We start from the raw sequence: 24001 nt of genomic DNA, 5'->3' as shown, positions 1-24001 counted from the left end.
AACGGGTCTCGGCCCACCGATGGACGGTGGGGGGCGCGGTCAGGCGATGGCGAGTGGCCGGTCGGCCAGGTACGCGGAGAACGGGGCGGTCATCCGGGAGCGCGACGGCGGGTGCAGGGAGAGTCCGTTGGCGCAGGCGGCCAGGTGGCCCACCTCGTCGGACGTCATGAAGTTGAGGCCGCCGAGGAGTTCGACGGCGCGCGGGACGACTCGGGCGATGGCGTCCTGGACGCCGTAGCGCACGTACAACGCCTGTGCGAGCGCCGACTCGTCGAGGTCACCGGCGTCGATACGCCGGGCGACGCCCTCGGCGGTGGCCACGGCGGCCTCGGTCTCGACGAAGAGGCGTACCCGCTCGTGCTCGGGGATGCGGTCGTTCAGCAGGACCCGCTCCACCAGCGCGCTCGCGGCGCCGAGGTAGCTGCCCGTCATCAGCGTCTGGAACCAGATCAGACCGGCCGTCTGAAGTTCGTCGAGCTGTTCACCGGAGGTCGTCCCGGTGCGCAGCAGGAGTTCCGGCGGTACGAGGACGTCGGTGAGCGTGACCTGTTCGCTCTCGGCCCCGGCGAGGAAGGCGCTGGACCAGAAGCCGCTGACGCTCAGACCCTCGCTCTCCGCGGGCACGACGGCTACGGCGAGTTCGTCGCCCTGCCCGTCCTCGCGCGGGATCATCACGCTGGCGGTGAGCACGTCCATGGAGTGGGCCAGGCTGCACGGCCGTTTGACGCCGTTGATCCGGACGCCGTCCGCGGTCACCGTGGCGGTCATCGACGGGTCGAGGATGCCCGCGCCGCTGCGGCCCTCGGCGAAGCCGGAGGCGATCACGCGGTTCGACGAGGCCACGCCCTCGATCAGCATCCACTCCAAGCCGTCGCCGAGGCCGCCGAGCCCGACAAGGGTGGCCATGGAGAAGTGGTGCATGGTGGTGGCCACGGCCAGGGACGGCGAGCGGCTGCCGATGGCCCGCTGCACGCGCAGGGCATCGAGCGCGGTGGCGCCCCGGCCCTGGTGGGACTCGGGGACGAGCAGTCCTGGACCGCCGCTGTCCCGGAAGTGCCGGATGCCCGGGCTGCCCGGCCGCTCCAGTTCCATCAGCGGGGCCTCGCGCAGGGCGGGGTCCAGTTCGGGCAGCAGCTTCGCGAGGGTGGCGCGTTCACGCTCTAGGAATCTCATGGGCGTGCGGTCCTCCAGGGTGGGATGAATGCGGAATCGGCGCGGCACTCGCGCGGCCGTGGACGCGGTGGCTCAGAGGGCGTTGGTGGCGCGCAGCAACTGCCAGACCGCGCCGGGGCGGGGCCTGCCGCGGAAGGCGATGTACTCCGGCAGGACCACGTGCGGGGCCCACTTGTGCTTGTACTCGAGCTGGGAGGCCGCCGGGTAGATCACGTCGCCGCGCTCGGCCAGGAGACGGGCGAACCGGGTGAACATACGGCTGGCACCGGGTAGTTCGTGCTCCGGGTCGAGCCCGGTGAACGGGGTGAACCCGAAGTGCAGCCAGCCCGCTCCGTCGGCGGTCAGCCGTTCCATGACGGTGGCGTTGAGCGCCTCCATCACGCCGGGCGGAGCGTCGGGGCGGCGCCGGCTGAGGTCGTGCAGCCAGCCGGAGCGGCTGCCGTAGACCGGCGAGTAGTTGATGTATCCGGCCGTCTCGCCGTCGATCCGGCCGACGAACAGACGGCGGTGCCTCTGCAGGCTCCCGTTGCGCTGGCCGACGAGGAAGCGCAGTTCCTTGACGTGCCGGCCCTTGTCCCGCAGCCAGCACTGGTCGATCCGGTCCAGTTCGGCGCAGTCGTCGCCGGCCATGACCTCGGCGACCTCCAGGCCCGCCCGCCGGGCGCGCGAGATCTTGTTCCGCAGCCGGACGAACCGTGAGCCGCGCAGCGTGAAACGGCTCAGGTCGACCGCGTACGACGCCCCGAGCTGGTTGACCGTGAAGCCGTGCGCCGCGTACAGCTCGGCGTCCGCCCGCTGCAGTTGCACGGCGACCAGACGGCGGCCGGCGTGGGCGGCGAACGCGTCCAGCAGGCGTGCGCGGTGTTCCGGCGCGGTGAACGGGCCGCCGAATTGCAGTACGTAGCGGCCCGAGGTGCGATAGGCGCAGGCGCCGTCGAACCCGCCGTCGTGGAAGTACGCGTTCCCGCTGTTGAGGGCGAGAAAGGAACTGGGGTTGTCGCTGTGCGCGGCGAGTGTGTCAAGCACGGACGGCATCGGTGTCCTCCACGGAAGTCCGCGCGGCGGTACTTTGACCGGAAACCGCCGCCGAGTGGTACCGCTGCTCGAACCTGCGGAACTCCGGGGTGGTTTCCGGCTCGAAGGCGACACCGAAGGGTTTGAGGGAGTTGCCGAAGAGGGCCCGGTCGCCCATGAGGTGGATCGGGAGGGCCAGCAGCGCCCATTCCGGCCGGACGAACAGCGCCCACGCCCCCGCCATGACACCCGCTGTGACCAGGCTGTGCATCGTGTTGTAGGCCACGTAGCAACCGCGCGGAACGTGTCCGTCCGGGCTGCGCCGGAAGGCGATCGCGCCGGGCAGGTATCCGACGACGTCGATCACCGCGAACAGCAGCACGAAGACGGCCCAGCGGATTTCCGCGAGGTGCTGGAATGCGAGCACGAGCGATACGGCGAGAAAGCCCAGCCATTCGAGTCGGGAGAGAGCGAAGGTGGTCTTCGTCTCGAAACGGTTCTTGGCGTCCACGGGCGCTCCTGGATTGCGCGTACGATTCCGGGGCGCGACCTCGGCCTGCCCCCTCGCTGTGGTCTGTCACTCCGGTTTACGCACCAGCGGGGCCAACCCCTCGTAAAGTGGGGGTGATTGATAAGACGTGGTGCAGACGTGATGTTCGGGGGGACTTCTTTCATGACGCCGTCGACCGGTCCGGGCGGCCCTCCGGGCTCCGCCGCCGGCAGCGCGGCCTGGGAGTTGCTGCTGCCCGCCGCCTCGGCACCGGCACGCGCGCGTGGCCGCGCCTTGCAGGAGGCCCTGCGCGACGCGGTCCGCTCGGGCCGGCTCACGCCGGGCACCCGCCTCCCGTCCAGCCGGGACCTGGCGGCCGACCTCAAGGTGTCGCGGGGGCTGGTGACGGAGGCGTACGAGCAGCTGACGGCCGAGGGCTATCTGCGCAGCGGGCGGGGCGCGGGGACGTGGGTGGGGGACGCCGTACGGGCCGCCCGTCCGCGCGCGCGTGATCTCGCCCCGCGCTCCCCCGCCGACCGCGTCGACTTCGTGCCGGGGACGCCGGATCTGTCGCTCTTCCCGCGCTCGGCGTGGGCCGCCGCGCAGCGGGGCGTGCTGACGGAGCTGCCGCACGAGAGCCTCGGCTACCCCGACCCGCGCGGGCTGCCCCGGCTGCGGACCGCGCTGGCCGAGCTGCTCGCGCGGCGCCGGGGCGTGGTGGCCGACCCGGAACGCATCATGGTGGTCTCCGGGGTGGCGCAGGCGACGGCGCTGCTCGCGAGCGTGCTCCACGCGCGCGGGGTGCGCGCCACCGGCGTCGAGGACCCCGGCAGCCCCCAGCACGACGCCCTGTACGCGTCGGCGGGCGTGGACGCCGTGCCGCTGCCGCTGGACGACGAGGGACTCGCCGTCGGCCCGCTGCACGCCTCGGGCGTACGGGCCGTGGTGACGACTCCGGCCCACCAGTTCCCCACCGGGATCGCCTACTCCGCGCGGCGGCGCGGTGAGCTGCTGGACTGGGCACGGTCCGTGGACGGCCTCGTCCTGGAGGACGACTACGACGGCGACTTCCGGTACGACCGTGCCCCCGTGGGCGCACTCCAGGGGCTCGATCCGGAACGCGTCGCCTACACGGGTTCGGTCAGCAAGTCGCTCGCCCCGGGACTGCGGCTGGGCTGGCTGCTGGTTCCGGAGTGGCTGGCGGACGACGTCGTCGAGCGCAAGCGCACCACGGACCTCGGGCATCCGGCCCTCGACCAGGCACTCTTCGCCCGCTTCGTGGAGCGCGGCGACTACGACCGCCAACTGCGCGCCTGTCAGCGCGCCTACCGTGAGCGGCGCGACGCCCTGGTGGCCGCCCTGGAGGAGTACTTTCCCGGCTCCCGGGTGTCCGGCATCGCCGCCGGACTCCACGCCATCGCCACGCTCCCCGAGAGGTACGGCCCCGAGGAGCGCTTCCTCGCGCGCGCGACGGAGGCCGGGGTCGCCGTGCGTGCGCTGGCGGACTACGGGCACGGCGCGGGTGGTGACGACGCGGCGGCGAAGGAGGTGCGGCTGGTGCTGGGGTACGCGCACCTGACACCGGGCCGCATTCGTGCGGGGGTGGAGATGATGGGCGGGGCTGTGTGATACGGGGGGCTGCGTGATGCGGGGCGGGTGAGGTGCTTCCACGCGCGCGGGCGGCCGGTTGTTCACCCCGAATTTCCGTGGCCGCCGCGCCGCACCAGTAGGTCTGGCTCTGCACGCTGGCCGGAACACTGGCCGGATCCCGTCCCTGGACGTCCCTGGAGGCGCATCCATGTCACACCGTCCGTTGCCCGGTCGCCGCAGCGTGCTGCGCGGCTCCCTCGCCGCGTCGGCGGCCCTGACCCTGCCCACCGCCCTCGGGGCGGCGCCGGCGTTCGCCCGTTCCGGGCGGCCGGGAGCGGGCTGGGGCGTGCAGACGGGAGACGTGACCTCCCACTCCGGTCTCGTGTGGGTACGGTCCGACCGGCCGGCCCGCATGATCGTCGAGACGTCGGCCACCGAGTCGTTCCGCAACGCGCGCAGATGGCACGGCCCGCTGCTCGGGGCGGACACGGACTTCACCGGCACGACCAGGCTGCGCGGGCTGCCGCCGGGCGAGCAGATCCACTACCGCGTGCTCCTCGCCGACCCGGACGACCCGCGCCGCACCGGTGAGCCGGTCCCCGGCACCTTCCGCACGGTGCCGGTCCGCAGGCGCGAGGGGACGCGCTTCGTGTGGTCCGGCGACCTGGCGGGCCAGGGTTGGGGCATCAACCCCGACCTCGGCGGCTACCGCATCTACGAAGCCATGGGCGCCCTGGACCCGGACTTCTTCCTGTGCAGCGGCGACAACATCTACGCCGACGGCCCCATCGCGGCGACGGCCGCCCTCCCCGACGGCGGCACCTGGCGGAACATCACCACCGAAGAGAAGTCCAAGGTCGCCGAGACCCTCGCCGAGTTCCGCGGCAACTTCCGCTACAACCTGCTCGACGAGAACCTGCGGCGCTTCAACGCCCAGGTCCCGTCGGTCGTCCAGTGGGACGACCACGAGGTGCGCAACAACTGGTACCCGGGCCAGGTGATCGCGGACACGGACAGCCGCTACACCGAGAAGAGCGTGGACGTGCTGGCCGCCCGCGCCCGGCGCGCGTTCGGTGAGTACTTCCCGATCTCCACCCTGCGCCCCGGCGCGCGGGAGGGGCGCGTGCACCGGGTGCTGCGCCAGGGCCCGCTCCTCGACGTGTTCGTGCTGGACATGCGGACGTACCGCGACCCCAACTCCCCCGGTGACCAGACCGTGGACCCGCAGGGCATCCTGGGCCGCGAGCAGTTGGAGTGGCTCAAGCGCGAGCTGTCGCGGTCGCGTGCGGTCTGGAAGGTGATCGCCGCCGACATGCCGATCGGCCTGGTCGTGCCCGACGCCACCGAGGGAAAGGCGAACATCGAGGGAGTGGCGCAGGGCGACCCCGGCGCGCCTCTGGGGCGTGAACTGCAGATCGCCGAGCTGCTGCGCCACATCAAGCACCGGCGGATCACCGGCACGGTGTGGCTGACGGCCGACGTGCACCACACCTCGGCGCAGCACTACCAGCCCTCGCGGGCCGCGTTCACCGACTTCGAGCCGTTCTGGGAGTTCGTGTCCGGGCCGCTCAACTCGGGTGCGTTCCCGGCCAGCGCCCTCGACGGGACCTTCGGCCCGGAGAGGGTGTTCGTGAAGGCGCCGACCGCTTCGAACGTCTCGCCCGCGGGCGGCTACCAGTTCTTCGGCGAGGTCGACATCGACGGCGACAGCGCCGAGATGACGGTGCGTCTGCGCGAGCAGGACGGCACGGTGCTGTACACGAAGGTGCTCCAGCCGGGCCGGGTCGGCCAGTAGTTCCCGTAGCCTTTCGAATGTGCCGCGCGCCGGCGTCATCCCCCGGTGCGCGGCTCGCGGCCCCGTCCGCCGCACATCCGCCAACTCCACGCTCTGTGGCGTTGTTCGCGGAGGTCAGGCCGATTGTCAGTGGCCAGCTCTACGGTTTTTCACATGACGCGATCTTTGCAGGCCGTGGCCGTCCGCCCGGAGAGGACGCTCGTGCGCGCCCACCTCGTCCTGCTGGGCAAGGTGCTCGCGCGGGGCGCCGCCACCGATGCCCTGGACGAACTGGCGGACGCGGCGGAGCAGTTGACACCCGCGTTGCGGACGCATGCCGTCCTGACCCTGGAGGCGGCACCGCTGACGCCGGGGCCCATGGCCCACGAGGAGGTACTCCCTCCCCGGCCGGATCCGGTGCGCCTGGCCCCGGCCCCCGAGTCGCCGGTCGAACTCGCCGAGGAGATCAGCGCGTTGCCGGCCTCGGGCGGTGATGTGCCGGCGTTCGAACGCGCGCTGGACGGATTGGTCAGGCACACCTCTCGGGACCGCGACGCCCTGCTGCAAGCACTCGAACCGGTGATCGCCCGGCGCTGGCGGGCCGACAGCGAGCGGCTCTACGGAAGCCTCTCGGAGGACTACTTCGACGGCAACCACGACCTGTTCGACACCGGGCGCGCTCTCGACCTCCTCCTTGCGACACTGCGGGGGAAGGTGCGCACCACCACGCTGCAACGGGCCCTCCGGCAGCAGGACTCGGACCGCGGCTGCGTGCACAGCTCCCTGGCCTGCCCCTTCGAGGCCCGCCTGTGGGAGGTGGCCCACCGGCTGCGCGCCGACCCGCAGCCGTTCCTGCTGGCCGCACCCGCCTGGGGCACCGGCCTGCTGGAGCCCGGCGAACCGGTGGACCGGCTGGACGCCTACCGGCGCCTGCGTGCCCGGGTCTCGGTGGTCGTCTTCGGGCACGCGCTGCTGCGGGTTCGGCGCGGTGACCGTGCGGCGGCCGCGGCGGCGACTGAGGCCAACGCCACCATCTGGGGCGTGCTCCGCCAGGTGCTGCCCGTCCTGCTCGCCGTGGCCGCCGACTGCGCCGAGCGGGTGGGGGCCCGTGGCGGCCTGCCGCATCTGTCGGATGCGGCGGACCGGCGCGGTTCGTCCCGGCTGGTGACGCAGGCCCGGCGGCTGCGCGGCGCGCTGGCGGAGGAGGCGGCGGCGGAGGTGGCCGCCGCCTGACACACGACGCTGGTGAAAAGAGCAACAAATGTCCCAGAAGCCTTCTTTACCCATCGGTCACAGAGCGTTCGTGATCACGCAACACCGTCCCGTCACAGTGGGTGCATGAGTCGAGACATGTCTGATGTGACGGACGCCGTGACGCGCCTCTTCGAGCACGGCCCCGTGGTACCCGCCATGCTGCTGGCCTCGGTGGCCACCCTGATCGCCACGGCGGGCTTCCACACCTGGTGGACACGCCGCCACGGGCACGCCCCGCCGGCGGACGATACCGGCGCCCGGCCGCCGTCCACGGGGCGGCAGGCCGGGCCTTCCGACCGGGGCGACGGGACAGCGCCGGGGGCGGGAGCGGGGGCCGGGACCGGGCCGGCAGCCGGTTCCGGAGCCGATGCGGGCGACAGCGCGCTGTGGCGGATGCGGACGACCGTACGGGACGCGCCGGGGTCGCTGGCCGTGCTGTGCTCGGCCCTCGCCGACCGGCGGGTCGACATCCTGAGCCTGCAGACGCACCCGCTGGCGGAGGGGACGGTGGACGAGTTCCTGCTCCGCGCCCCGGGTGAGTTGACGGGCTCCGAGCTGGCCGACGTGGTGTCGGCGGCGGGCGGTGACCACACCTGGACCGAGCGGGCGGACGCCCACGATCTGGTGGACGCGCCGACCCGGGTGCTGGGGCTGGCCGCCCGTACGGCGCTGGACGCTGCGGAACTCCCGCTGGCGCTCCGGCAGTTGCTGGGCCGGTGCACCATCCGGTCGTTGCCCGCGACTGTCGGTGGACGCGCGGCGGACGACGTGCCGCCGGAAGGCGCTCTGGAGGACACCGTGCTGCGGCTGCGCGCGCCGGAGGGCGGGGTGATCAGTGTGGAACGGCCGTATCTGCCGTTCACCCCGGCCGAGTTCGCCCGCGCCCGGGCGCTGGTCGAGCTGGACGCCCGGCTCGGTCCGCGCATCCCGCGCGGCCGGGACTTGCTGACGCTGCCCGAGGGACGCGACATCACGGTCCGCCGGGCCGACCAGCGTGACGTCCCGGCGGCGAAGGCGATGCACGAGCGGTGCTCGACGCGGACGCTCGGGCTGCGGTACCACGGCCCGGTCGGCGACGCCGACCGGTATCTCAACCACCTCCTCAGCCCGCGCCACGGCCGCACCCTCGCCGTACAGACCGCCTCGGGGCGGATCGTCGGGCTGGGCCACCTGCTGTGGGACGGGGACGAGACGGAGGTCGCGCTGCTGGTCGAGGACGGGTGGCAGCGCCGTGGCGTCGGCAGCGAACTCCTCGGCCGGCTCGTGGCGATGGCGGCGGAGACGAGCTGCGAGAGCGTGTACGCCGTGACGCAGGCGTCCAACACCGGCATGGTCGCCGCGATGCGCGGCCTGGGCCTCCCCCTCGACTACCAGATCGAGGAGGGGACCCTCGTCATCACGGCCCGCCTGGACCCGGCGGCCCGGGCGGCGGCGCGGCTGCCGCGCGGGGAGCGGATCGGCAAGGAGTGAGCCGGCGGGCGGCGCCGCGCGGTCACTCGGCCCGCGACAGCGCCTCCCGCAACGGGACCGCCTCGGCCGCCCGCTCGCCCAGCGCCTGGTCCAGGTCGGCCCACAGGTCGTCGACGTCCTCCAGGCCGACGGACAGCCGCAGGAGCCGGTCGCTCACCCCGGCCTCCCGGCGGTCGTCGGCGTCGACGATGCGGTGGCTGATGGACGCCGGGTGCTGGATGAGCGTGTCGACACTGCCGAGGCTCACCGCCGGGGTGATCAGGCGGACGCGGCCGATGACCTCGTGCGGATCGCCGTGGACCTCGAAGGAGACCATCGCGCCGCCGATGCGCGGATAGTGGACGCGGGCCACGCGCGGGTCGGCGGCGAGGCGCCGGACGAGCGCGGCGGCGTTCGCGGAGGCGGCCCGCACCCGCACGGGCAGGGTCGACAGACCGCGCAGCAGGAGATAGCCGGCCAGCGGGTGCAGTACGCCGCCGGTGGCGAAGCGGACCTGCCGCAGCCGTCCCGCGAACTCCTCGTCGCAGGCCACCACACCGGCCAGCACGTCCCCATGCCCGCCGAGGTACTTGGTGGCGCTGTGCAGCACCAGGCGCGCGCCCTGTTCGGCGGGGCGCTGGAGCACGGGCGTGGCGAAGGTGTTGTCCACGAGCAACGGCACCGAACCGCAGGCGTGCGCGACGGCCCGCAGGTCCACCTCGGCCAGCGTGGGGTTGGCCGGTGACTCCACGAGCACCAGGCCGGTGTCCGGGCGCAGCGCGTCCGCGATGCCCGCCGGGTCGGTCCAGGTGACCTCGGATCCGAGCAGTCCGGCGGTCAGCAGGTGGTCGCTGCAGCCGTACAGGGGCCGTACGGCCACGACGTGCCGCAGGCCCATCGAACCGCGGACCAGCAGGACGGCGCTCAGCGCGGCCATGCCGCTGGCGAAGGCGACCGCGGCCTCGGTGCCCTCCAGCCGGGCCAGCGCCGTCTCGAAGCGGGCGACGGTGGGGTTGCCGAGACGGCCGTAGACCGGCGGGCCCTCCGGGTCGGCGCCGGTGGTGGCGAACGCGTCGATGCGGGCGGCCTCGCCGCGGCTGTCGTACGACGGGTAGGTCGTGGACAGGTCGATGGGCGGGGCGTGCAGTCCCTGGGCGGCGAGATCGTCGCGGCCGGCGTGCACGGCCTCGGTGGCCAGTGCCCTGCCCGTGGGGGCGGTGGTGCGTACGTCGTCGGGTGGTGACGTGTGCGTGCGCGCAGAGTCCATGACTCGAAGAGTGAACACCGACCGGGCCACCGCGATCACAGGCCGTGCTACGTTCGACAGATGGCCGAATCTGTCGTACTGGATCCGGTGGATCTTCATCTGCTGCGGCTGCTGCAGAACGACGCCCGGACCACCTACCGCGATCTCGCCGCCCAGGTCGGAGTCGCCCCGTCGACCTGCCTGGACCGGGTGACCCGGCTGCGGCGTGCCGGGGTGATCCTCGGCCATCGTCTCGAGCTGGACCCGGCCAAGCTGGGGCGCGGGCTCCAGGCGCTGCTGTCGGTGCAGGTGCGCCCGCACCGGCGGGAACTGGTCGGCCCGTTCGTGGAGCGGATCCGGGCGCTCCCGGAGTCGCGCACCGTCTTCCATCTCACCGGCCCGGACGACTACCTCGTCCACGTCGCGGTCGCGGACATGACGGATCTGCAGCGGCTGGTGCTGGACGGGTTCACCTCCCGGCCGGAGGTGGCCCGTGTCGAGACGCGGCTGATCTTCCAGCAGTGGGAGTGCGGCCCCCTGCTGCCGCCCGCCGCGCCCGCGGACACGCCCTGAGCGAAATCCGGCCGCCCGCGCTACCGGGCCGGGCAAAGCGGGCTGACGCGGCACCGGCATCCATATGAGGATGTCCGCATGTCAGAGACCAAGAGCCCGCTGCCCCGCGAGGTCGCCGACGCCTACGTCGACGAGCTCATCGCCCTCGACCCGGTCACCGGTACGTTCCTCGGCGTGCAGGAGAGTTCCAGCCGCCTGCCCGACTTCTCGCCCGCGGGGCAGGAGGCCCTCGCGGAGCTGGCGCGGGCCACGCTCGCCAGGCTGGACGAGGCGGAGCGCCGGCCCGGCGGGGACAGCGACGTGGAGCGGCGCTGCGCCCGGCTGCTGCGCGAGCGCCTGACCGCCGAACTCGGCGTGCACGAGGCCGAGGAGGGCCTGCGCTCGGTCGGCAACATGGGCACCGCCGCGCATTCGGTGCGCGAGGTCTTCACGGTGACGCCGACGCAGACGGACGAGGACTGGGCGCGGATCGCCGAGCGGCTGCGCGCGGTGCCCGCGGCGCTCGCCGGTTACCGCGAGTCCCTGGCCCTCGGTCTGGAGCGCAAGCTGTACGCGTCTCCGCGCCCGACCGCCACCTTCGTCGAGCAGCTCGGTGAGTGGGCGGACACGGGGGAGGGCCGTGGCTGGTTCGAGGACTTCGCGTCCGCCGGCCCCGACGCGCTGCGCGCCGAGCTGGACGAGGCGGCCCGGGGCGCGACCGCGGCCGTGGTGGAGCTGCGGGACTGGCTGCGCGACGTGTACGCGCCGGCGATCGAGGGCGCCCCGGACACGGTGGGCCGCGAGCGCTACGCCCGCTGGTCGCGCTACTACAACGGCACCGACCTCGACCTGGACGAGGCGTACGCGTACGGCTGGGCCGAGTACCACCGGCTGCTCGCCGAGATGAAGCGGGAGGCGGAGAAGATCCTGCCGGGCGCCGCGACGCCGTGGGTGGCGCTGGCGCACCTGGACGAGCACGGCAGGCACATCGAGGGCGTCGACGAGGTCCGAGACTGGCTGCAGGGCCTGATGGACCAGGCGATCGAGGCGCTGGACGGCATCCACTTCGAACTCGCCGAGCGGGTGCGGAAGGTGGAGTCGCGGATCGCCCCGCCCGGCAGCGCGGCGGCCCCGTACTACACGCCGCCGTCGGAGGACTTCTCGCGCCCCGGCCGGACCTGGCTGCCGACGATGGGCCTGACCCGGTTCCCGGTCTACGACCTGGTGTCCACCTGGTACCACGAGGGCGTTCCCGGTCACCACCTCCAGCTCGCCCAGTGGGCGCACGTGGCCGAGGACCTCTCCCGCTACCAGGCCTCGGTCGGCATGGTCAGCGCCAACGCCGAGGGCTGGGCGCTGTACGCGGAACGGCTGATGGACGAGCTGGGCTTCCTCACGGACGCGGAGCAGCGGCTCGGGTACCTGGACGCGCAGATGATGCGGGCCGCCCGGGTCATCGTGGACATCGGCATGCACCTGGAGCTGGAGATCCCGGCGGACTCCCCCTTCCACCCGGGCGAGCGCTGGACGCCGGAGCTGGCGCAGGAGTTCTTCGGCGCGCACAGCAGCCGTCCGGCGGACTTCGTGGAGAGCGAGCTGACCCGGTACCTGACGATTCCGGGCCAGGCGATCGGCTACAAGCTCGGTGAGCGGGCGTGGCTGCTGGGCCGGGAGAAGGCCCGCGAGCGGCACGGTGACGCCTTCGACGCCAAGGCCTGGCACATGGCGGCCCTCTCCCAGGGCTCGCTGGGCCTGGACGACCTGGTGGACGAGCTGTCCCGGCTCTGACGCCGGCTCACCTGCGGAAGCCGCCCTCGGAGTCGACGACCTGGCCGGTGACCCACTCCGCCTCGTCCGTGGCGAGCCACGCGACGAGGCGGGCCGGGTCGTCGGGCATGCCCCACCGCCCGGCGGGGAAGAGCGCGGCGATGGCCTCGTAGTCCTCGCCGGTCATGTAGTCGGTGTCCACGGGCCCGGGGTTGACCGCGTTGACGGTGACCGCGTGTTCGGCGAGGGTCGTCGACAGGGAGCGCGTGATGGAGGCGAGTGCGCCCTTCTGCAGGGCGTAGGCGATCTCGCCGGGCATGCCGCCGGCGATGTCCTGGCCGGAGGTCATCATCACGACGCGCCCACCGGGCCTGCGGGGCGGCAGGGCGGCGCGCAGCCGGGCGTAGGCCTGGACGAGCAGCAGTACCGAGCGGGTGTCGACCTGCCAGTGCGCGTCGAGCATGGCGGCGTCGATGGTGTCGAGGGTGCCGTCGCTGCCGCTGAGGGCGTGGTTGGCGACGAGGATGTCCAGCCGTCCGCCGAGCGCTTCGGCGGCGGTGGCGACCAGTTCGCCGGGTGCGGCGGGGTCGGTGAGGTCGCCGGGGCCGGCCGTCACGGTGGCGTCCGGGTCGCCGAGCGCCGCGCGCACGGAGGCGACCACGTCCTCGGGCCGGTCGGCGCCCCAGGGCATGGCGGCGTCGTGCGGGACGTGGTGGTGCAGGTGGACGCTCGCCCCGTACGCGGCGAGCCGCCGGGCCACCGCGTGGCCGATGCCGCCGCGCCGGCTGGCTCCGGTGACGAGCGCGGTCCGGCCGCGCAGGGGCAGGGGGTCACGGCGGAGGTCTTCGGGGGTGGGGTGCGGAAGTCGTGGCATGGGCACCCATCATGGCTGGGCCGCCGCGACGACGCAGCCCGATATCCGCGGTGGCTAACGGTCCGCGAGCCGCCGCAGTTGTACGACGTTCAGCCAGGTCTCCGGCCCGGGGCGCACCTCGGCCGCGCGCACCGCGTACCGGCCGGGAGCCAGGGCGACCCGCACATGGTCGGCACGGTCGCAGGCGGTGCCGGGCCAGGCCGCGTCGAAGAGGAGCACGGGGCCGGGCACCTGCCAGGACACCTCGGGCTCCCACTCGGCCGCGTCGAGGGCGGCGGGGACGCCGGCCAGCACCTCGTCCTCGGAGTCCGCGGCGCACCAGCGGACGAAGGTGCCGTGGTCGGGCAGATAGGCGGTGGAGGCGGGTTCGTCGCCGAGCACCAGGGCCGCGCAGTCGCCGACCGGGAGGAGTCCGACGTGGCCGTCGATCTCGCAGGCCCGGTCGTAGTCGGAGTCCGTCTCCTCGCCGTCGGCGCCGGTCCAGAACGGCAGGACCGTCTCCGGGACCGCGACGAGCGGACCGCCGCCCGACTCCACCCACTCCACCGCGCCCGGCTCCGCGTATCGCACCATGCCGCAGAACCTACACGCCGCTCAGCAGCCGCAGTCGCCCGCGTCCACCGGGGCGGTCAGGGGGTCGGCGGCGCGGCGCTCGGTGCCCTGCCAGGTCTCGTGCGCGAAGCCCTCGCGCACCCAGTACTCGAAGCCGCCGAGCATCTCCTTGACCCGGTAGCCGAGTTCGGCGAGGGCGAGGGCGGCGCGGGTCGCACCGTTGCAGCCGGGGCCCCAGCAGTACGTCACCACCGGCACGGCCGGGTCGAGGAGCCGGCCGGCCTGCTCGGGCATGAGAGCGGTGGGCAGGTGGACGGCGCCGGGGATGTGGCCCTGGTCCCAGGACTCGGTGGAACGGCAGTCCACGAGGACGAACCCCGGGTCGCCGTCGGCCGCGAGCGCGGCGGCGACGTCGGTGACGTCGGCGTGGAAGGCGAGGCTCGCCCGGAAGTACGCGGCGGCCTCGGCGGGCGGCGCGGGGGCGGCGCGCAGGACGGGGTTGACAGTGGTGGTGTTCATCGGCGCGGCCTCTCCTCGGTTGGATCTCCTGGCCAGAAATCTAAGGTCCGCAGGCACCTCTCCAGAAGGCACATCTCCTGGTCCGTCCCTTGTCGGGCCGGGGATTCCCTGCTATTCATGCCCGATGACCGAGTATTCCCCGGACGCCACCGACTGGCTCATCCTCGGCGCCCTCCAGCGCAACGGGCGGGCCAGTTTCGCCGAGTTGGCCCGTGCGGTCTCGATGTCCGCGAGCGCGGTGACCGAGCGGGTGCGCCGGCTGGAGGAGGCGGGGGTCATCCGGGGGTACGCGGCGGTCGTCGACCCCGAACGGCTGGGGCTGCCGATCCTGGCCTTCGTGCGGTTACGCTATCCGGTCGCCAACTACAAGCCGTTCCACGATCTGGTCGCGGTCACCCCCGAGATCCTGGAGGCGCATCACGTCACGGGGGACGACTGCTTCGTCATCAAGGTCGCTGCCCGGTCGATGCGGCACCTGGAGGAGGTGTCGGGCCGGATCAGCGCGCTGGGCTCGGTCACCACGAGCGTCGTCTACTCCTCACCGCTCCCCCGCCGGCCGCTGGGCCGCTGAGATCCCCGCGACCGCTCAGCCGGTACCGCGCTGCCGCAGCACCGACCCCGACCGCCCCTTCACGACCTCCAGTTGGGCGTGTATCCGCCGCCGCAGGTCGGCGACATGGCTGACGATGCCGACGCTGCGGTCCCGCTCGCGCAGCGAGTCGAGGACGTCCAGGACCTCGTCGAGGGTCTGGTCGTCCAGGCTGCCGAAGCCCTCGTCGATGAAGAGGGTGTCCAGACGGACGCCGCCCGCCTCGTTTGTGACGACGTCGGCGAGGCCGAGCGCGAGGGCGAGCGAGGCGAAGAACGTCTCACCGCCGGACAGCGTGGCCGTGTCCCGCTCGCGGCCGGTCCAGGCATCGACGACGTGCAGGCCGAGACCGCTGCGGCCGCGCCCGGTGCGGTCGTCGGAGTGGACGAGGGTGTAGCGGCCGGAGGACATGCGCTGGAGCCGCGCGGTCGCCGCGGCGGCGACCTGTTCGAGGCGGGCCGCCAGCACGTAGGACTCCAGGCGCATCCGGCGTTCGTTGTCCGCGGAGGTGCCCGCCGCGAGGGTGGCGAGGCGGGCGACTCGGCCGTGTTCCTCGCGCAGCGGGGCGAGCCGGCGCACGGAGGTGGCGGCGTGGGCGGACAGCCGGTCCAGTTCGGCGCAGCGGCGGGCGGCGGCGTCGCGGGCCGAGGAGGCGTCGCGCAGGCGCCGGCCCGCGTCGGCGGCGGTGTGTTGCGCCGCGGCGAGGTCGGCGGGCGACTGCTGGGCCGCGGCGGCGGTGTCGGCTTCCGTCAGGACCGCGCGGACGGCCGCCTCCTCCAAGTCCCAGGCGTCGAGCCGGCGTTGCAGCTCACGGTAGGCGGCGTCGTCGAGCAGCGCGGCGGCCGCGTCCCGGGGGGTGTCGAAGCCGGCCCGGAAGGCGGCGTCGGCGAGGCGGGCGTCGGCGTCCTTGAGCCGCTGGGCCGTGTCCTCGGCGACGCGGGCGGTGTCGGCGGCCTCCGTCAGCCGCGTGGCCCGGCGCTCCAGCTGCGCGGCCCGCGCGGCGACGCTGTCGGCGTTGCCGCGGGCCCGCGTCAGCTCCTCCTCCAGCGCGGTCCGTTCGCTCTCCAGCCGCTCCCGGTTGCCGACCCGGGAGGCGGCCCGGACGGCGGCCTGCTGCTGGGCGGCGATCCGTTGCTCGCGCTCGTGCTCCGCGCGGCGCAGCTCCTCCTGAGCGGTGTGCAGCCCGGAGGCGCTCGCCCGCGCCTGCGCGTACCGCCGCTCCAGTTCCTCGGCCTCTTCGGCCAGGCGGGCGGTGGGCGCGTCCCCGGCCTCCGCGGTGGCGGCGGCGAGGGCTTCCCGTACGGTGCCCAGGCGCCGTTCGGCGTCCGCGCGGCGCTCGTCGGCGTCCTGGTAGGCGGCGAGGGCGCGCTCCTCCGCCTCGCGGTCGACGTGTCCCGCGATCCTGCGTGCCGGGGCGGGGTGTTCGGTGGCGCCGCACACGGCGCACGGTGCGCCTTCGGTGAGGCCTTCGGCGAGTTCGGCGGCGATGCCGTTCAGCCGCTGTTCCTTGAGGTCGAGCCAGTGGGCGCGGGCCTCGACGGCGTGTTCGGCCGAGGCGAGGGCGTGCCGCTGGGTCTCTTCCGTGTCGGCGGCGTACTGGTCCCGTTGCCGGGCCGCGTTCAGCCGCCGCTGTGCCGGGTCGCGCTGCACGGCGAGCTGTTCGGCGCGGGTCGCCGCTTCCTGCGCGGAGTCGACGTCGGCCCGCAGTCCGGTGCGCGTGGCCTCCCAGTCGGCGAGCCAGGTCTCGGCCTCGTGCCGGACGTCCTCGTCGGCGCGCTCCTGCCGGTCGAGCCGGGTCCGCTCCTCGACCAGTTCACCGAGGCGCTGTTCGGCCCGGCGGGCGGAGTCCAGCCCGCCGAGTTCCTCGGCGGCCCGGCGGGCGGCGGCGGCGAGTCCCGCGGCGCCGGCGTCCGCGAGGTCCTGGGGCAGCAGGGCACGCGCGCGCTCCTCCGCGGCCGCGGCCCGCCGGTGTTCGGCGTCGGCGGCGTCCCGCAGCTCCAGTGCGGGGGCGACCGCTTCGGCCTTGCGGGCGCACTCCATGCGTTCCTGCGCGGCGCGGTGGGCGTCGGCCCGCTCGGCCAGCCGTGCGGCCCGCTCCCGCGCCTCCGCGAACCGGCGTTGCAGCCGGTCCAGTTCCCGTGCGCCCGCCAGTTCACGTTCGGCGGCGGCCTGGGCGGACTCCGCGGCCGAGAGCCGGCAGTCGGCGACGGCCAGCAGCTCGCGGGCAGTGCTGCGGGCGACGGCGGCGGCGCTGAGGACGGCCTCGGCGAGGCCCGGCTCGCCCGGCGCCAGCTCCGGCAGTCCCATCGCGTCACCGGCGGCCTGCTGCATCCGGTGGGCGTCGGCCAGCAGCGTGGCGTCCCCCTCGCACACCTGGGCCTCGGTGGCGCGGCGGCGCTCGGCGAGGCGTTTCTCGACGTCGGCGAAGCGCCGGGTGTCGAAGAGCCGGCCGAGGAGCTTGCCGCGCGCCTCCGCGTCGGCGCGCAGGAAGCGCGCGAAGTCGCCCTGGGGCAACAGCACGACCTGGCAGAACTGCTCGCGGCTCATGCCGAGCAGCTGGGTGATCTCCTCGCCGATCTCCTGGTGGGAGCGGCTCAGGTCCCTCCAGGTCCCGGCGCCCGCGTCGTACTCGCGCAGCCAGGTCTGGGCCTTGTCGACGGTCGTGCCCTTGCCGCGCAGCTTCGGACGCTCCCAGGGCGGCTGCCGGGTGACCTCCAGCCGCCGTCCGGCGACGGTGAGTTCGAGGCGCACCTCGGTGCGCGTGCCGACGGCGGCGTGGTCGCTGCGCAGGCTCATGCCCTGGCCGCTCTGGCGGGCGCCGGGCACCGAGCCGTACAGCGCGTAGCAGACGGCGTCGAGGACGGAGGTCTTGCCGGCGCCGGTGGGTCCGTGCAGCAGGAAGAGTCCGGCCGCCGACAGGTCGTCGAAGTCGACCCCCTGCGATCCGCCGAAGGGCCCGAAGGCGGTGACGTCCAGCCGGTGCAGCCTCACCGGGCCACCTCCCGCAGGGTCTCGTCCGCGCGCACCGCGTCGAAGGCGTCCCGCAGCACGGTCTGTTCGTGGTCGTCGGGTCCGGCGCCGCGCACGTGCGTGACGAAGTCCTCCGCGATCTGCTGGTCGCTGCGTCCGGCGAGGCGCCGGGCGTAGGACACGGCCGGGTCGTCCGGGGCCCGCTCGGGGTCGAAGAGGAGGCTCAGCGTGTGCGGGAAGCGGTCGGTGAGCCGGGCCATGGGGTCGGCCGGACGGACCGGGTCGGTGAGGGTCGCCTCGACCCACGCCTCCTCGTACGGGGTGAGCCCGGGGTCGGCGAGCAGCTCCTCCAGGGTGCCGCGCAGCCGGGCGAGGTCGCGTGGCACCGGGCAGTCGACGCGCTCGGCGGTGACCGAGCCGTCGGCGTCCAGGTCGACGAGCCACATGCTCTTGCGGTGCCGGTGCTCGGAGAAGGAGTACGGCAGCGGGGAGCCGGAGTAGCGGACGCGCTCGGTGAGGGTCTGGCAGCCGTGCAGGTGCCCGAGCGCCACGTAGTCGACGCCGTCGAACACACCGGAGGGCACGGCGGCCACCCCTCCGACGGTGATGTCCCGTTCGCTGTCGCTCTGCTCGCCGCCGGTGACGAAGGCGTGGGCGAGGACGACGGAGCGCGTTCCCCGCGCGCGCGTGGCGAGGTCGGCGCGGACCCGGTCCATGGCGGCGGCGAGCACGGCCTCGTGGCCCGCCTTCTCGACCCGGAACTCGGTCTTCACCAGCGCCGGTTCGAGATACGGCAGGCCGTAGAAGGCCACTTCACCGTGCGCGTCCTCCAGCACGACCGGGGTCCCGCAGCCCGCCGGGTCGGTGCGCAGGTGGATGCCGGCGCGGTCGATGAGTCCGGCGCCCACACCCAGGCGGCGGGCCGAGTCGTGGTTCCCGGAGATCATCACTGTCGGCACGCCGAGGTCGGCGAGGCGGTGCAGTGCGTCGTCGAACAGCTCGACGGCGGCGAGCGGTGGCACCGCCCGGTCGTACACGTCTCCCGACACGACCACGGCGTCGACGCCGTGCGCGCGCACGGTCTCGACGAGGTGGCCGATGAATCCGGCCTGGGCGCCGAGCATGTTCACCCGGTGGAACGCCCGGCCGAGATGCCAGTCGGAAGTGTGCAGCAGTCGCATGATCCCCGAGACTAACGGCAGGGTCCGACAGCCCGGGTGGTTACTCCCGTTTCGCCCCTCGACCCTACCCCGTAAAGGCCGTTACGCCCTTTTTGCCACCCTGTCACGCGTCCCCGTACGCCTCGCCGCCCAGTTCGAACCCGGCCGACCCGGCGGTGGCGTCCGCGAGCCAGGACCGGAAGGCGTCCACGTCGGCCTCCGGCAGGCCGACCTCGATGGTGACGGCCTCGGCGTACCGCACGTCGCGCACCGCGCGTCCCGCCGTGCGCAGGTCGTTCTGGAGCTTGCCGGCGCGCTGGTGGTCGACGGTCACCGTGGCGAGGCGGAACCGGCGGCGGGTGAGCGTGCCCAGGTCGTCCAGGGCCTCGCCGACCGCGCCGCCGTAGGCGCGGATGAGTCCGCCCGCGCCGAGCTTGACGCCGCCGTAGTAGCGGGTGACGACGGCGACGACGTAGCGCATGTCGCGGCGCAGCAGCATCTGGAGCATCGGGACGCCGGCGGTGCCGCCGGGCTCGCCGTCGTCGCTGGCCTTCTGCACGGCGGCGTCGGCGCCGATGACGTACGCCCAGCAGTTGTGGCTGGCGTCCGCGTGCTCCTTGCGTACGGCCGCGACGAACGCCTGGGCCTCCTGCTCGGTGGCGGCCGGGGCGAGGGCGCACAGGAAGCGGGAGCGGTTGATCTCGGTTTCGTGCACACCCGCGCGGGCGACCGTGCGGTACTCGTCCTGCATCCGGCCAGCCTATGCGCTCACCGCGGCACGCCCCTCGGCACGGTCATCGCGGTGAGCAGGGCCGCGCCGGGGGCGAGGGTCCGTCCGGCGGCGGGGGCGTCGCGGCGACCGCGCCCGGCGAGCGGACGGTCGTGGTCGGCGACACCGGCGGGGCGCGCCGGCTTGGGGTGCCGCGGGACGACCAGGCGGCGCAGCGGGCCCGCCCCGGGGCGCGCGATCACGCCGGGGCTCCGATGTCCCGGGCGAGGTGCAGGCCGAGGAACCGGTCGGCGTAGGCGTAGGTCTCGAACCGGGCTCCGTCCGGAAGGTCCGGGTCTTGCTCCACCTGGCGCAGGACCCGCAGCACCCCGGGGGTGTCGAGGTCGTCCTCCCAGGCGGCGCGCAGTCGGTCGCGTACCTCGCCCGGGACGGGGCGCGACGGCTGCCGCGCCCAGGCGGCGACCGCGCGGCGCCAGCGCGCGAGCGTGTCCCCGGCGTCGGCCAGCACGGTCGCGTCGAGCTCCACGCGCGCGCGGTGGTGGCGCTCCAGCAGGGCGAGACGCAGTGCGTCGGGGTCGGCGGTGGCCGCCCGTCCGGCCTCGTCCACGGGGGCGACGGCGACCGTCGTCCCGTCCGGAGCGACCGCTCCCTCGCGTACGACGTGCACGGCCTGGCCCGCGCCCGGACCGGTGCCGGCGCCGCCGTCCTCGAAGGGCCGGATACCGAGGGCCGCGGCGTCCGCACGCAGCCCCGCTGCCTCGTCCGCACCGGTCAGCAGTGCCCAGGTGGGCGTGCCGTCGAGTTCCAGGGCGCGGACGAGGAGGTCGGCGACGAGCAGCACGCGCAGTCCGGTCGTGTCGCGGCCCGGCGCGTGCGCCTCGACACGGGTCGGCCCCCGTCGGGCGGGGGCGGCGAGGGCGGGCTCTGAGGTCCGGGCGTCGATGATGCGCAGCACGGGGCGAGCGTAGGCGGGGCGGGGCGGTGGCGCACAGGGGGCGCGCTCGCCACCCTCCCCCGCCGCGTGGGGAATCTCCGCACGCCGCCGTCCGTTGTCCCGACCGGAGGACGCGACACGCGAGTCGTCCAGGAGCACAAGGAGGCCGCCGGTGTACGGCGACGAGGCAACCGTCCGCAAGATCCTCACCGAGCTCGGCGACACCTGGGCCGTGGTGGGTCTCTCGTCCAACCGGGAGCGCGCCGCTTACGGCGTCGCCGAAGTCCTGCAGCGCTTCGGCAAGCGCGTCGTGCCGGTGCATCCCAAGGCGGAGACGGTGCACGGCGAGCAGGGGTACGCCTCCCTCTCGGACATCCCCTTCGACGTGGACGTCGTCGACGTCTTCGTCAACAGCGACCTGGCCGGACCGGTCGCCGACGAGGCGGCCGCGAAGGGCGCCGGGGCCGTCTGGTTCCAGCTCGGGGTGATCGACGAGGCCGCGTACGAGCGGACCCGGGCCGCGGGCCTGGAGATGGTGATGGACCGCTGCCCGGCGATCGAGATCCCGCGGCTGGGCTGACCCCGCGACGCCTCACCGGCCACCTGCCGGGTCCGACCCGATCTCCACCACGCGTGCCCAGTCGGGCGGTGAGTCGGGCACGTACTCGGGATCGCTCTCGTCCCAGGAACCGCCCGTCCCGTGGCGGGGGAACAGACCCACGACCGTCCGGCACGGCGGCCGTGTGTCCGGCCATGGCGTCTGCCCGTCGGTCAGGACCACGACGGCGTCCGGTGCGGGACGCGCGCGCAGCGCCTTGGCGAAACCCGTGCGCAGGTCCGTGCCGCCCCCGCCCACCAGGGGGATCCCCTCGGCACGGCACAGGGAGTGCGCGACCCGGGCCGCCGCGTCGCAGGGCACCACCGTGACCAGGTCGCGGCGGCCGCCGACGGCGCGGGCGATCGCGGCGACCTCCAGGAGCGCGCTGCCCAGTTCGGCATCGCTGACCGACCCGGAGGTGTCGATGACCACGGCGACCCGGGGCGGTCTGCGCCGCAGGCTCGGCAGTACGACGCCGGGCATGGAGACCGAGCGCCGCGACGGCCGGCCGTACGTGTAGTCCTCGCCCGCGCCGCCTCCGGAGGCCGCCGAGCGGACCGCGGCTCCCAGCAACTCCCGCCACGGCTGCGGAGAATGAAAGGCCTGTTCCGCCCAGCGCTGCCATCCCCTCGGTGCCCGCCCCGGGCGGGCCTTGATGCCCTGCGCCACCCGGAACCGCACCGCGTCCCTTTCCTGCTCGCTGAGCCCGTCCGCGCCGTCCGGCCCGAGGTCCCACTCCCGTTCCAGACCGTCGGCGCCGCTGCCGCAGTCCAGCCAGGCCAGGCTCTCGGTGAGCCGCCCGAGCCGGAACTGGCGCAGGTAGTCCTCCATGAGCTGTCCCTCGGGCAGCTTCAGAAGCCGCGGCTCGACCGCGCCCTCGGGCCGGACCAGCCCGTCGCCGAACACGTCGTCGTTGATCTCGCAGTCCGCGGCGATGTTCATGCGCAGCCGTTCCGCGGGGCCGGTCAGCCCGCGCTCGCGCGCGACCCGGTCACTGCGCCCGTGGTGGTCGCGCAGCAGGTGCGACACCTCGTGCACCCAGACGCCGGCCAGTTCCTCCACGGGCGTCCGGTCCACGAAGACCGGTGAGGCGTAGCACCGCCAGTACCGGTCGACGGCCATCGTCGGCACCCGGCGCGACGGGACGACGTGCAGGGCGAACAGCGCCGTGGCCAGGTAGGGCCGAGCCCTGGCGGCCTGCAGCCGGGCGGCGAAGAGCTTGTCCAGGTCGAGCCGCACCGGAGTCGGAGCCGGAGCCGGAGCGGGGCTCGGAGCCGGAGTCGGAGCCGGAGCCGGAGCCGGAGCCGGAGCCGGAGTCGGAACCGCAGCCGCAGCCCGGGCGTCCGCCGGGGGCTGCGCGTTCGCCGGATCCTGCGCGTCCGCCGGAGGCTGCGCGTTCGTCGCCGTGATCGACGCGGCCGATGTCATCGTGCCGCCTTCGCGGCGCCCGTGGTCCGCGCCGCCGCTCGATCCGCCGCCCGGTCCGCGCGCCGGGACAGGGCCATGGCTCCGGCGAGACGGTCGATGGACGCCGGGACGTCCCAGTCCTGCTGCCGCAGGTTGGCGAGCGTGGTGGCGGGGACGACCACGACGTCCGGGGCGCCGGTCTCCATGGCCCGGGCCAGCAGCGCCCACGCCGCGTCCCAGCGGGACTTGTCGGGGTGCTTGCGTACCGCGGCCACCACGCCGTCGAGCACGGCCTGGCGCAGGTCCCCCCGCTCGGGCAGGACGGCACCCGACGGGTCGGCGAGCAGCGTCTCGGGGTCCGGGAGGTCCATCCGGTCCAGTCCGGCCATCAGTTCCAGCCCGGGACCGTCGCCCACGGTGCCGCGCACCAGCAGGGACAGCACCTCCCTGGAGGAGTCGGCCGCGGTCGCGAAGGCGATCAGGCACAGGGCCATCTCCCAGCTCCGCGGCGACGGCCAGGCGCCGCCCCGGCGCGTTTCGCCGCTCGGCAGCCGGTGCACCAGACCGGGGCGGGCGGTGAGGAACTCGCACACCGCGCGGCGCGCGTAGCGCACGGCCTCCGGGAGGCCGTCCGGATCGAGCCGCGGCAGGGTCGCCCGGGGCCAGGTCCCGCCGAGACCCCGGAGGACGACGTCGTGGTCGTGGGTCCACTGGAGGTGGACGAACCGGTTGGCCAGCGGCGGGCTCAGCTCCCAGCCGTCGGCCGCCGAGGACCGCGGGTTGGCGGCGGCCACGATCCTGACCCCGGGCGGCAGTCGCAGGGCGCCGATCCGCCGTTCGAGGACGAGACGGAGCAGGGCGGCCTGAACGGCGGGCGGAGCGGCGGACAGCTCGTCCAGGAACAGCAGGCCCCGGCCGGCCCGTACGAGGCGCACCGCCCAGTCCGGCGGGGCCATCGGGACGCCCTGTTCCGCGGGATCGTCCCCGACGACGGGCAGCCCGGAGAAGTCGGACGGCTCGTGCACGCTGGCGATCACGGTGGTGAGCGGAAGGTCCAGGGCGGCCGCGAGCTGGGTCAGGGCCGCGGTCTTGCCGATCCCGGGCTCGCCCCAGAGCAGCACGGGAAGGTCGGCGGCCACGGCCAGGGTGAGAGCCTCCAGTTGGGTGTCGGGCCGCGGCTCGGTGGTCGTGTCGCGCAGCAGGGTCAGCAGCTCACCGGCGACGTCGAGTTGGGAGGGGGCGGCGGGGGAAGCGGCGGGGTCCGGGGGAGCGGGGGAAGCGGAGGGATTCGAGGGAGCGGCGGGCGGACCGGCGGCGGGTACGCGGGCCGAGGGTGCACAAGTCGTCATATGTCATCAC

Annotated in this window: 21 protein-coding genes and 1 pseudogene; 8 read left to right on the top strand and 14 right to left on the bottom strand. The window is 74.3% G+C overall.

The window, feature by feature from the left end; genetic code table 11:
- Positions 1–39 precede the first annotated feature (39 nt).
- From RI578_RS33170 to RI578_RS33160, 3 genes are all read right to left on the bottom strand, one after another.
- Entirely contained in the window at positions 40–1173 is a 1134-nt protein-coding gene (locus tag RI578_RS33170) for an acyl-CoA dehydrogenase family protein (protein WP_310874490.1), read from the bottom strand.
- A 72-nt stretch (positions 1174–1245) separates the two neighbouring features.
- On the bottom strand, positions 1246–2208 hold the full coding sequence (locus RI578_RS33165; RefSeq protein WP_310874489.1) for a DUF2156 domain-containing protein: 963 nt from the start codon (positions 2206–2208) through the stop codon (positions 1246–1248).
- Positions 2192–2698, bottom strand: a complete 507-nt coding sequence (locus RI578_RS33160) for a hypothetical protein (RefSeq protein WP_310874488.1) — start codon at positions 2696–2698, stop codon at positions 2192–2194. The genes RI578_RS33165 and RI578_RS33160 overlap by 17 nt, the downstream gene beginning before the upstream one ends.
- A 162-nt stretch (positions 2699–2860) precedes the next feature.
- Between RI578_RS33160 and RI578_RS33155 the strand changes: the two genes are divergently transcribed.
- The 4 genes and pseudogenes from RI578_RS33155 (at position 2861) to RI578_RS33140 (ending at position 8765) form a co-directional block, all read left to right on the top strand.
- Entirely contained in the window at positions 2861–4306 is a 1446-nt protein-coding gene (locus RI578_RS33155; RefSeq protein WP_310874487.1) for a PLP-dependent aminotransferase family protein, read from the top strand.
- A 169-nt stretch (positions 4307–4475) separates the two neighbouring features.
- Positions 4476–6062, top strand: a complete 1587-nt coding sequence (locus RI578_RS33150) for an alkaline phosphatase D family protein (RefSeq protein ID WP_310874486.1) — start codon at positions 4476–4478, stop codon at positions 6060–6062.
- A 168-nt stretch (positions 6063–6230) separates the two neighbouring features.
- A pseudogene (locus RI578_RS33145) lies at positions 6231–7274 on the top strand (hypothetical protein); the annotation flags it as partial.
- 117 nt (positions 7275–7391) lie between these two features.
- A complete protein-coding gene (locus RI578_RS33140; protein ID WP_310874484.1) occupies positions 7392–8765 on the top strand; it encodes a GNAT family N-acetyltransferase in 1374 nt (457 codons plus the stop codon).
- 22 nt (positions 8766–8787) lie between these two features.
- On the opposite strand, the gene RI578_RS33135 is transcribed toward RI578_RS33140, so the two are convergent.
- Positions 8788–10011 (bottom strand): PLP-dependent transferase, encoded by a 1224-nt coding sequence (locus tag RI578_RS33135; RefSeq protein WP_310874483.1) that lies wholly within the window; start codon positions 10009–10011, stop codon positions 8788–8790.
- 60 nt (positions 10012–10071) lie between these two features.
- Here RI578_RS33135 and RI578_RS33130 point away from each other — a divergent pair, with 60 nt between their 5' ends.
- Positions 10072–10563: an Lrp/AsnC family transcriptional regulator gene (locus RI578_RS33130; RefSeq protein ID WP_121750254.1), complete on the top strand. Its 492-nt coding sequence runs from the start codon at positions 10072–10074 to the stop codon at positions 10561–10563.
- 78 nt (positions 10564–10641) lie between these two features.
- The gene (locus tag RI578_RS33125) at positions 10642–12330 is read left to right on the top strand and encodes a DUF885 domain-containing protein (RefSeq protein ID WP_310874482.1); all 1689 of its coding nucleotides are present in this window, start codon (positions 10642–10644) and stop codon (positions 12328–12330) included.
- A gap of 7 nt (positions 12331–12337) precedes the next feature.
- Here the strand turns inward: RI578_RS33125 and RI578_RS33120 are convergent, their stop codons facing one another.
- Genes RI578_RS33120 through RI578_RS33110 form a run of 3 tightly spaced genes read right to left on the bottom strand, consistent with a single transcriptional unit; the run spans position 12338 to position 14254 of the window.
- The gene (locus RI578_RS33120; RefSeq protein ID WP_310874481.1) at positions 12338–13183 is read right to left on the bottom strand and encodes an SDR family oxidoreductase; all 846 of its coding nucleotides are present in this window, start codon (positions 13181–13183) and stop codon (positions 12338–12340) included.
- A 54-nt stretch (positions 13184–13237) separates the two neighbouring features.
- Positions 13238–13756, bottom strand: a complete 519-nt coding sequence (locus tag RI578_RS33115; protein ID WP_310874480.1) for an immunity 21 family protein — start codon at positions 13754–13756, stop codon at positions 13238–13240.
- 21 nt (positions 13757–13777) lie between these two features.
- Positions 13778–14254 (bottom strand): rhodanese-like domain-containing protein, encoded by a 477-nt coding sequence (locus RI578_RS33110; protein WP_310874479.1) that lies wholly within the window; start codon positions 14252–14254, stop codon positions 13778–13780.
- Between the two features lie 124 nt (positions 14255–14378).
- On the opposite strand from RI578_RS33110, the gene RI578_RS33105 reads away from it, so the two are divergent.
- Positions 14379–14825, top strand: a complete 447-nt coding sequence (locus RI578_RS33105) for an Lrp/AsnC family transcriptional regulator (RefSeq protein WP_121750250.1) — start codon at positions 14379–14381, stop codon at positions 14823–14825.
- Between the two features lie 15 nt (positions 14826–14840).
- Here the strand turns inward: RI578_RS33105 and RI578_RS33100 are convergent, their stop codons facing one another.
- The 5 genes from RI578_RS33100 to RI578_RS33080 all read right to left on the bottom strand — a co-directional run bounded on the left by RI578_RS33100 (position 14841) and on the right by RI578_RS33080 (position 20658).
- Positions 14841–17834: an SMC family ATPase gene (locus RI578_RS33100; protein WP_310874478.1), complete on the bottom strand. Its 2994-nt coding sequence runs from the start codon at positions 17832–17834 to the stop codon at positions 14841–14843.
- Positions 17831–18994: an exonuclease SbcCD subunit D gene (locus RI578_RS33095; RefSeq protein ID WP_310874477.1), complete on the bottom strand. Its 1164-nt coding sequence runs from the start codon at positions 18992–18994 to the stop codon at positions 17831–17833. Before RI578_RS33095 ends, RI578_RS33100 begins: the two co-directional genes overlap by 4 nt.
- A gap of 103 nt (positions 18995–19097) precedes the next feature.
- Positions 19098–19724 (bottom strand): YigZ family protein, encoded by a 627-nt coding sequence (locus RI578_RS33090; RefSeq protein WP_310874476.1) that lies wholly within the window; start codon positions 19722–19724, stop codon positions 19098–19100.
- Between the two features lie 17 nt (positions 19725–19741).
- Positions 19742–19945: a hypothetical protein gene (locus RI578_RS33085; protein ID WP_310874475.1), complete on the bottom strand. Its 204-nt coding sequence runs from the start codon at positions 19943–19945 to the stop codon at positions 19742–19744.
- A complete protein-coding gene (locus tag RI578_RS33080) occupies positions 19942–20658 on the bottom strand; it encodes a hypothetical protein (protein WP_310874474.1) in 717 nt (238 codons plus the stop codon). Before RI578_RS33080 ends, RI578_RS33085 begins: the two co-directional genes overlap by 4 nt.
- A 151-nt stretch (positions 20659–20809) precedes the next feature.
- Between RI578_RS33080 and RI578_RS33075 the strand changes: the two genes are divergently transcribed.
- Complete coding sequence (locus RI578_RS33075; RefSeq protein WP_310874473.1) at positions 20810–21217, top strand: CoA-binding protein; 408 nt, start codon at positions 20810–20812, stop codon at positions 21215–21217.
- A 12-nt stretch (positions 21218–21229) separates the two neighbouring features.
- Here the strand turns inward: RI578_RS33075 and RI578_RS33070 are convergent, their stop codons facing one another.
- Together RI578_RS33070 and RI578_RS33065 are read right to left on the bottom strand one after the other, a co-directional pair.
- Positions 21230–22474: a DUF2201 family putative metallopeptidase gene (locus RI578_RS33070; RefSeq protein WP_310874472.1), complete on the bottom strand. Its 1245-nt coding sequence runs from the start codon at positions 22472–22474 to the stop codon at positions 21230–21232.
- Between the two features lie 185 nt (positions 22475–22659).
- Entirely contained in the window at positions 22660–23991 is a 1332-nt protein-coding gene (locus tag RI578_RS33065) for a MoxR family ATPase (RefSeq protein WP_310874471.1), read from the bottom strand.
- Positions 23992–24001 lie beyond the last annotated feature (10 nt).

The sequence above is a fragment of the Streptomyces sp. BB1-1-1 genome, from assembly GCF_031597775.1.
GTDB lineage: Bacteria > Actinomycetota > Actinomycetes > Streptomycetales > Streptomycetaceae > Streptomyces > Streptomyces thinghirensis.
Note: the sequence above shows the minus strand (reverse complement) of the source record. Positions and strands in the feature narration are given on the sequence as shown.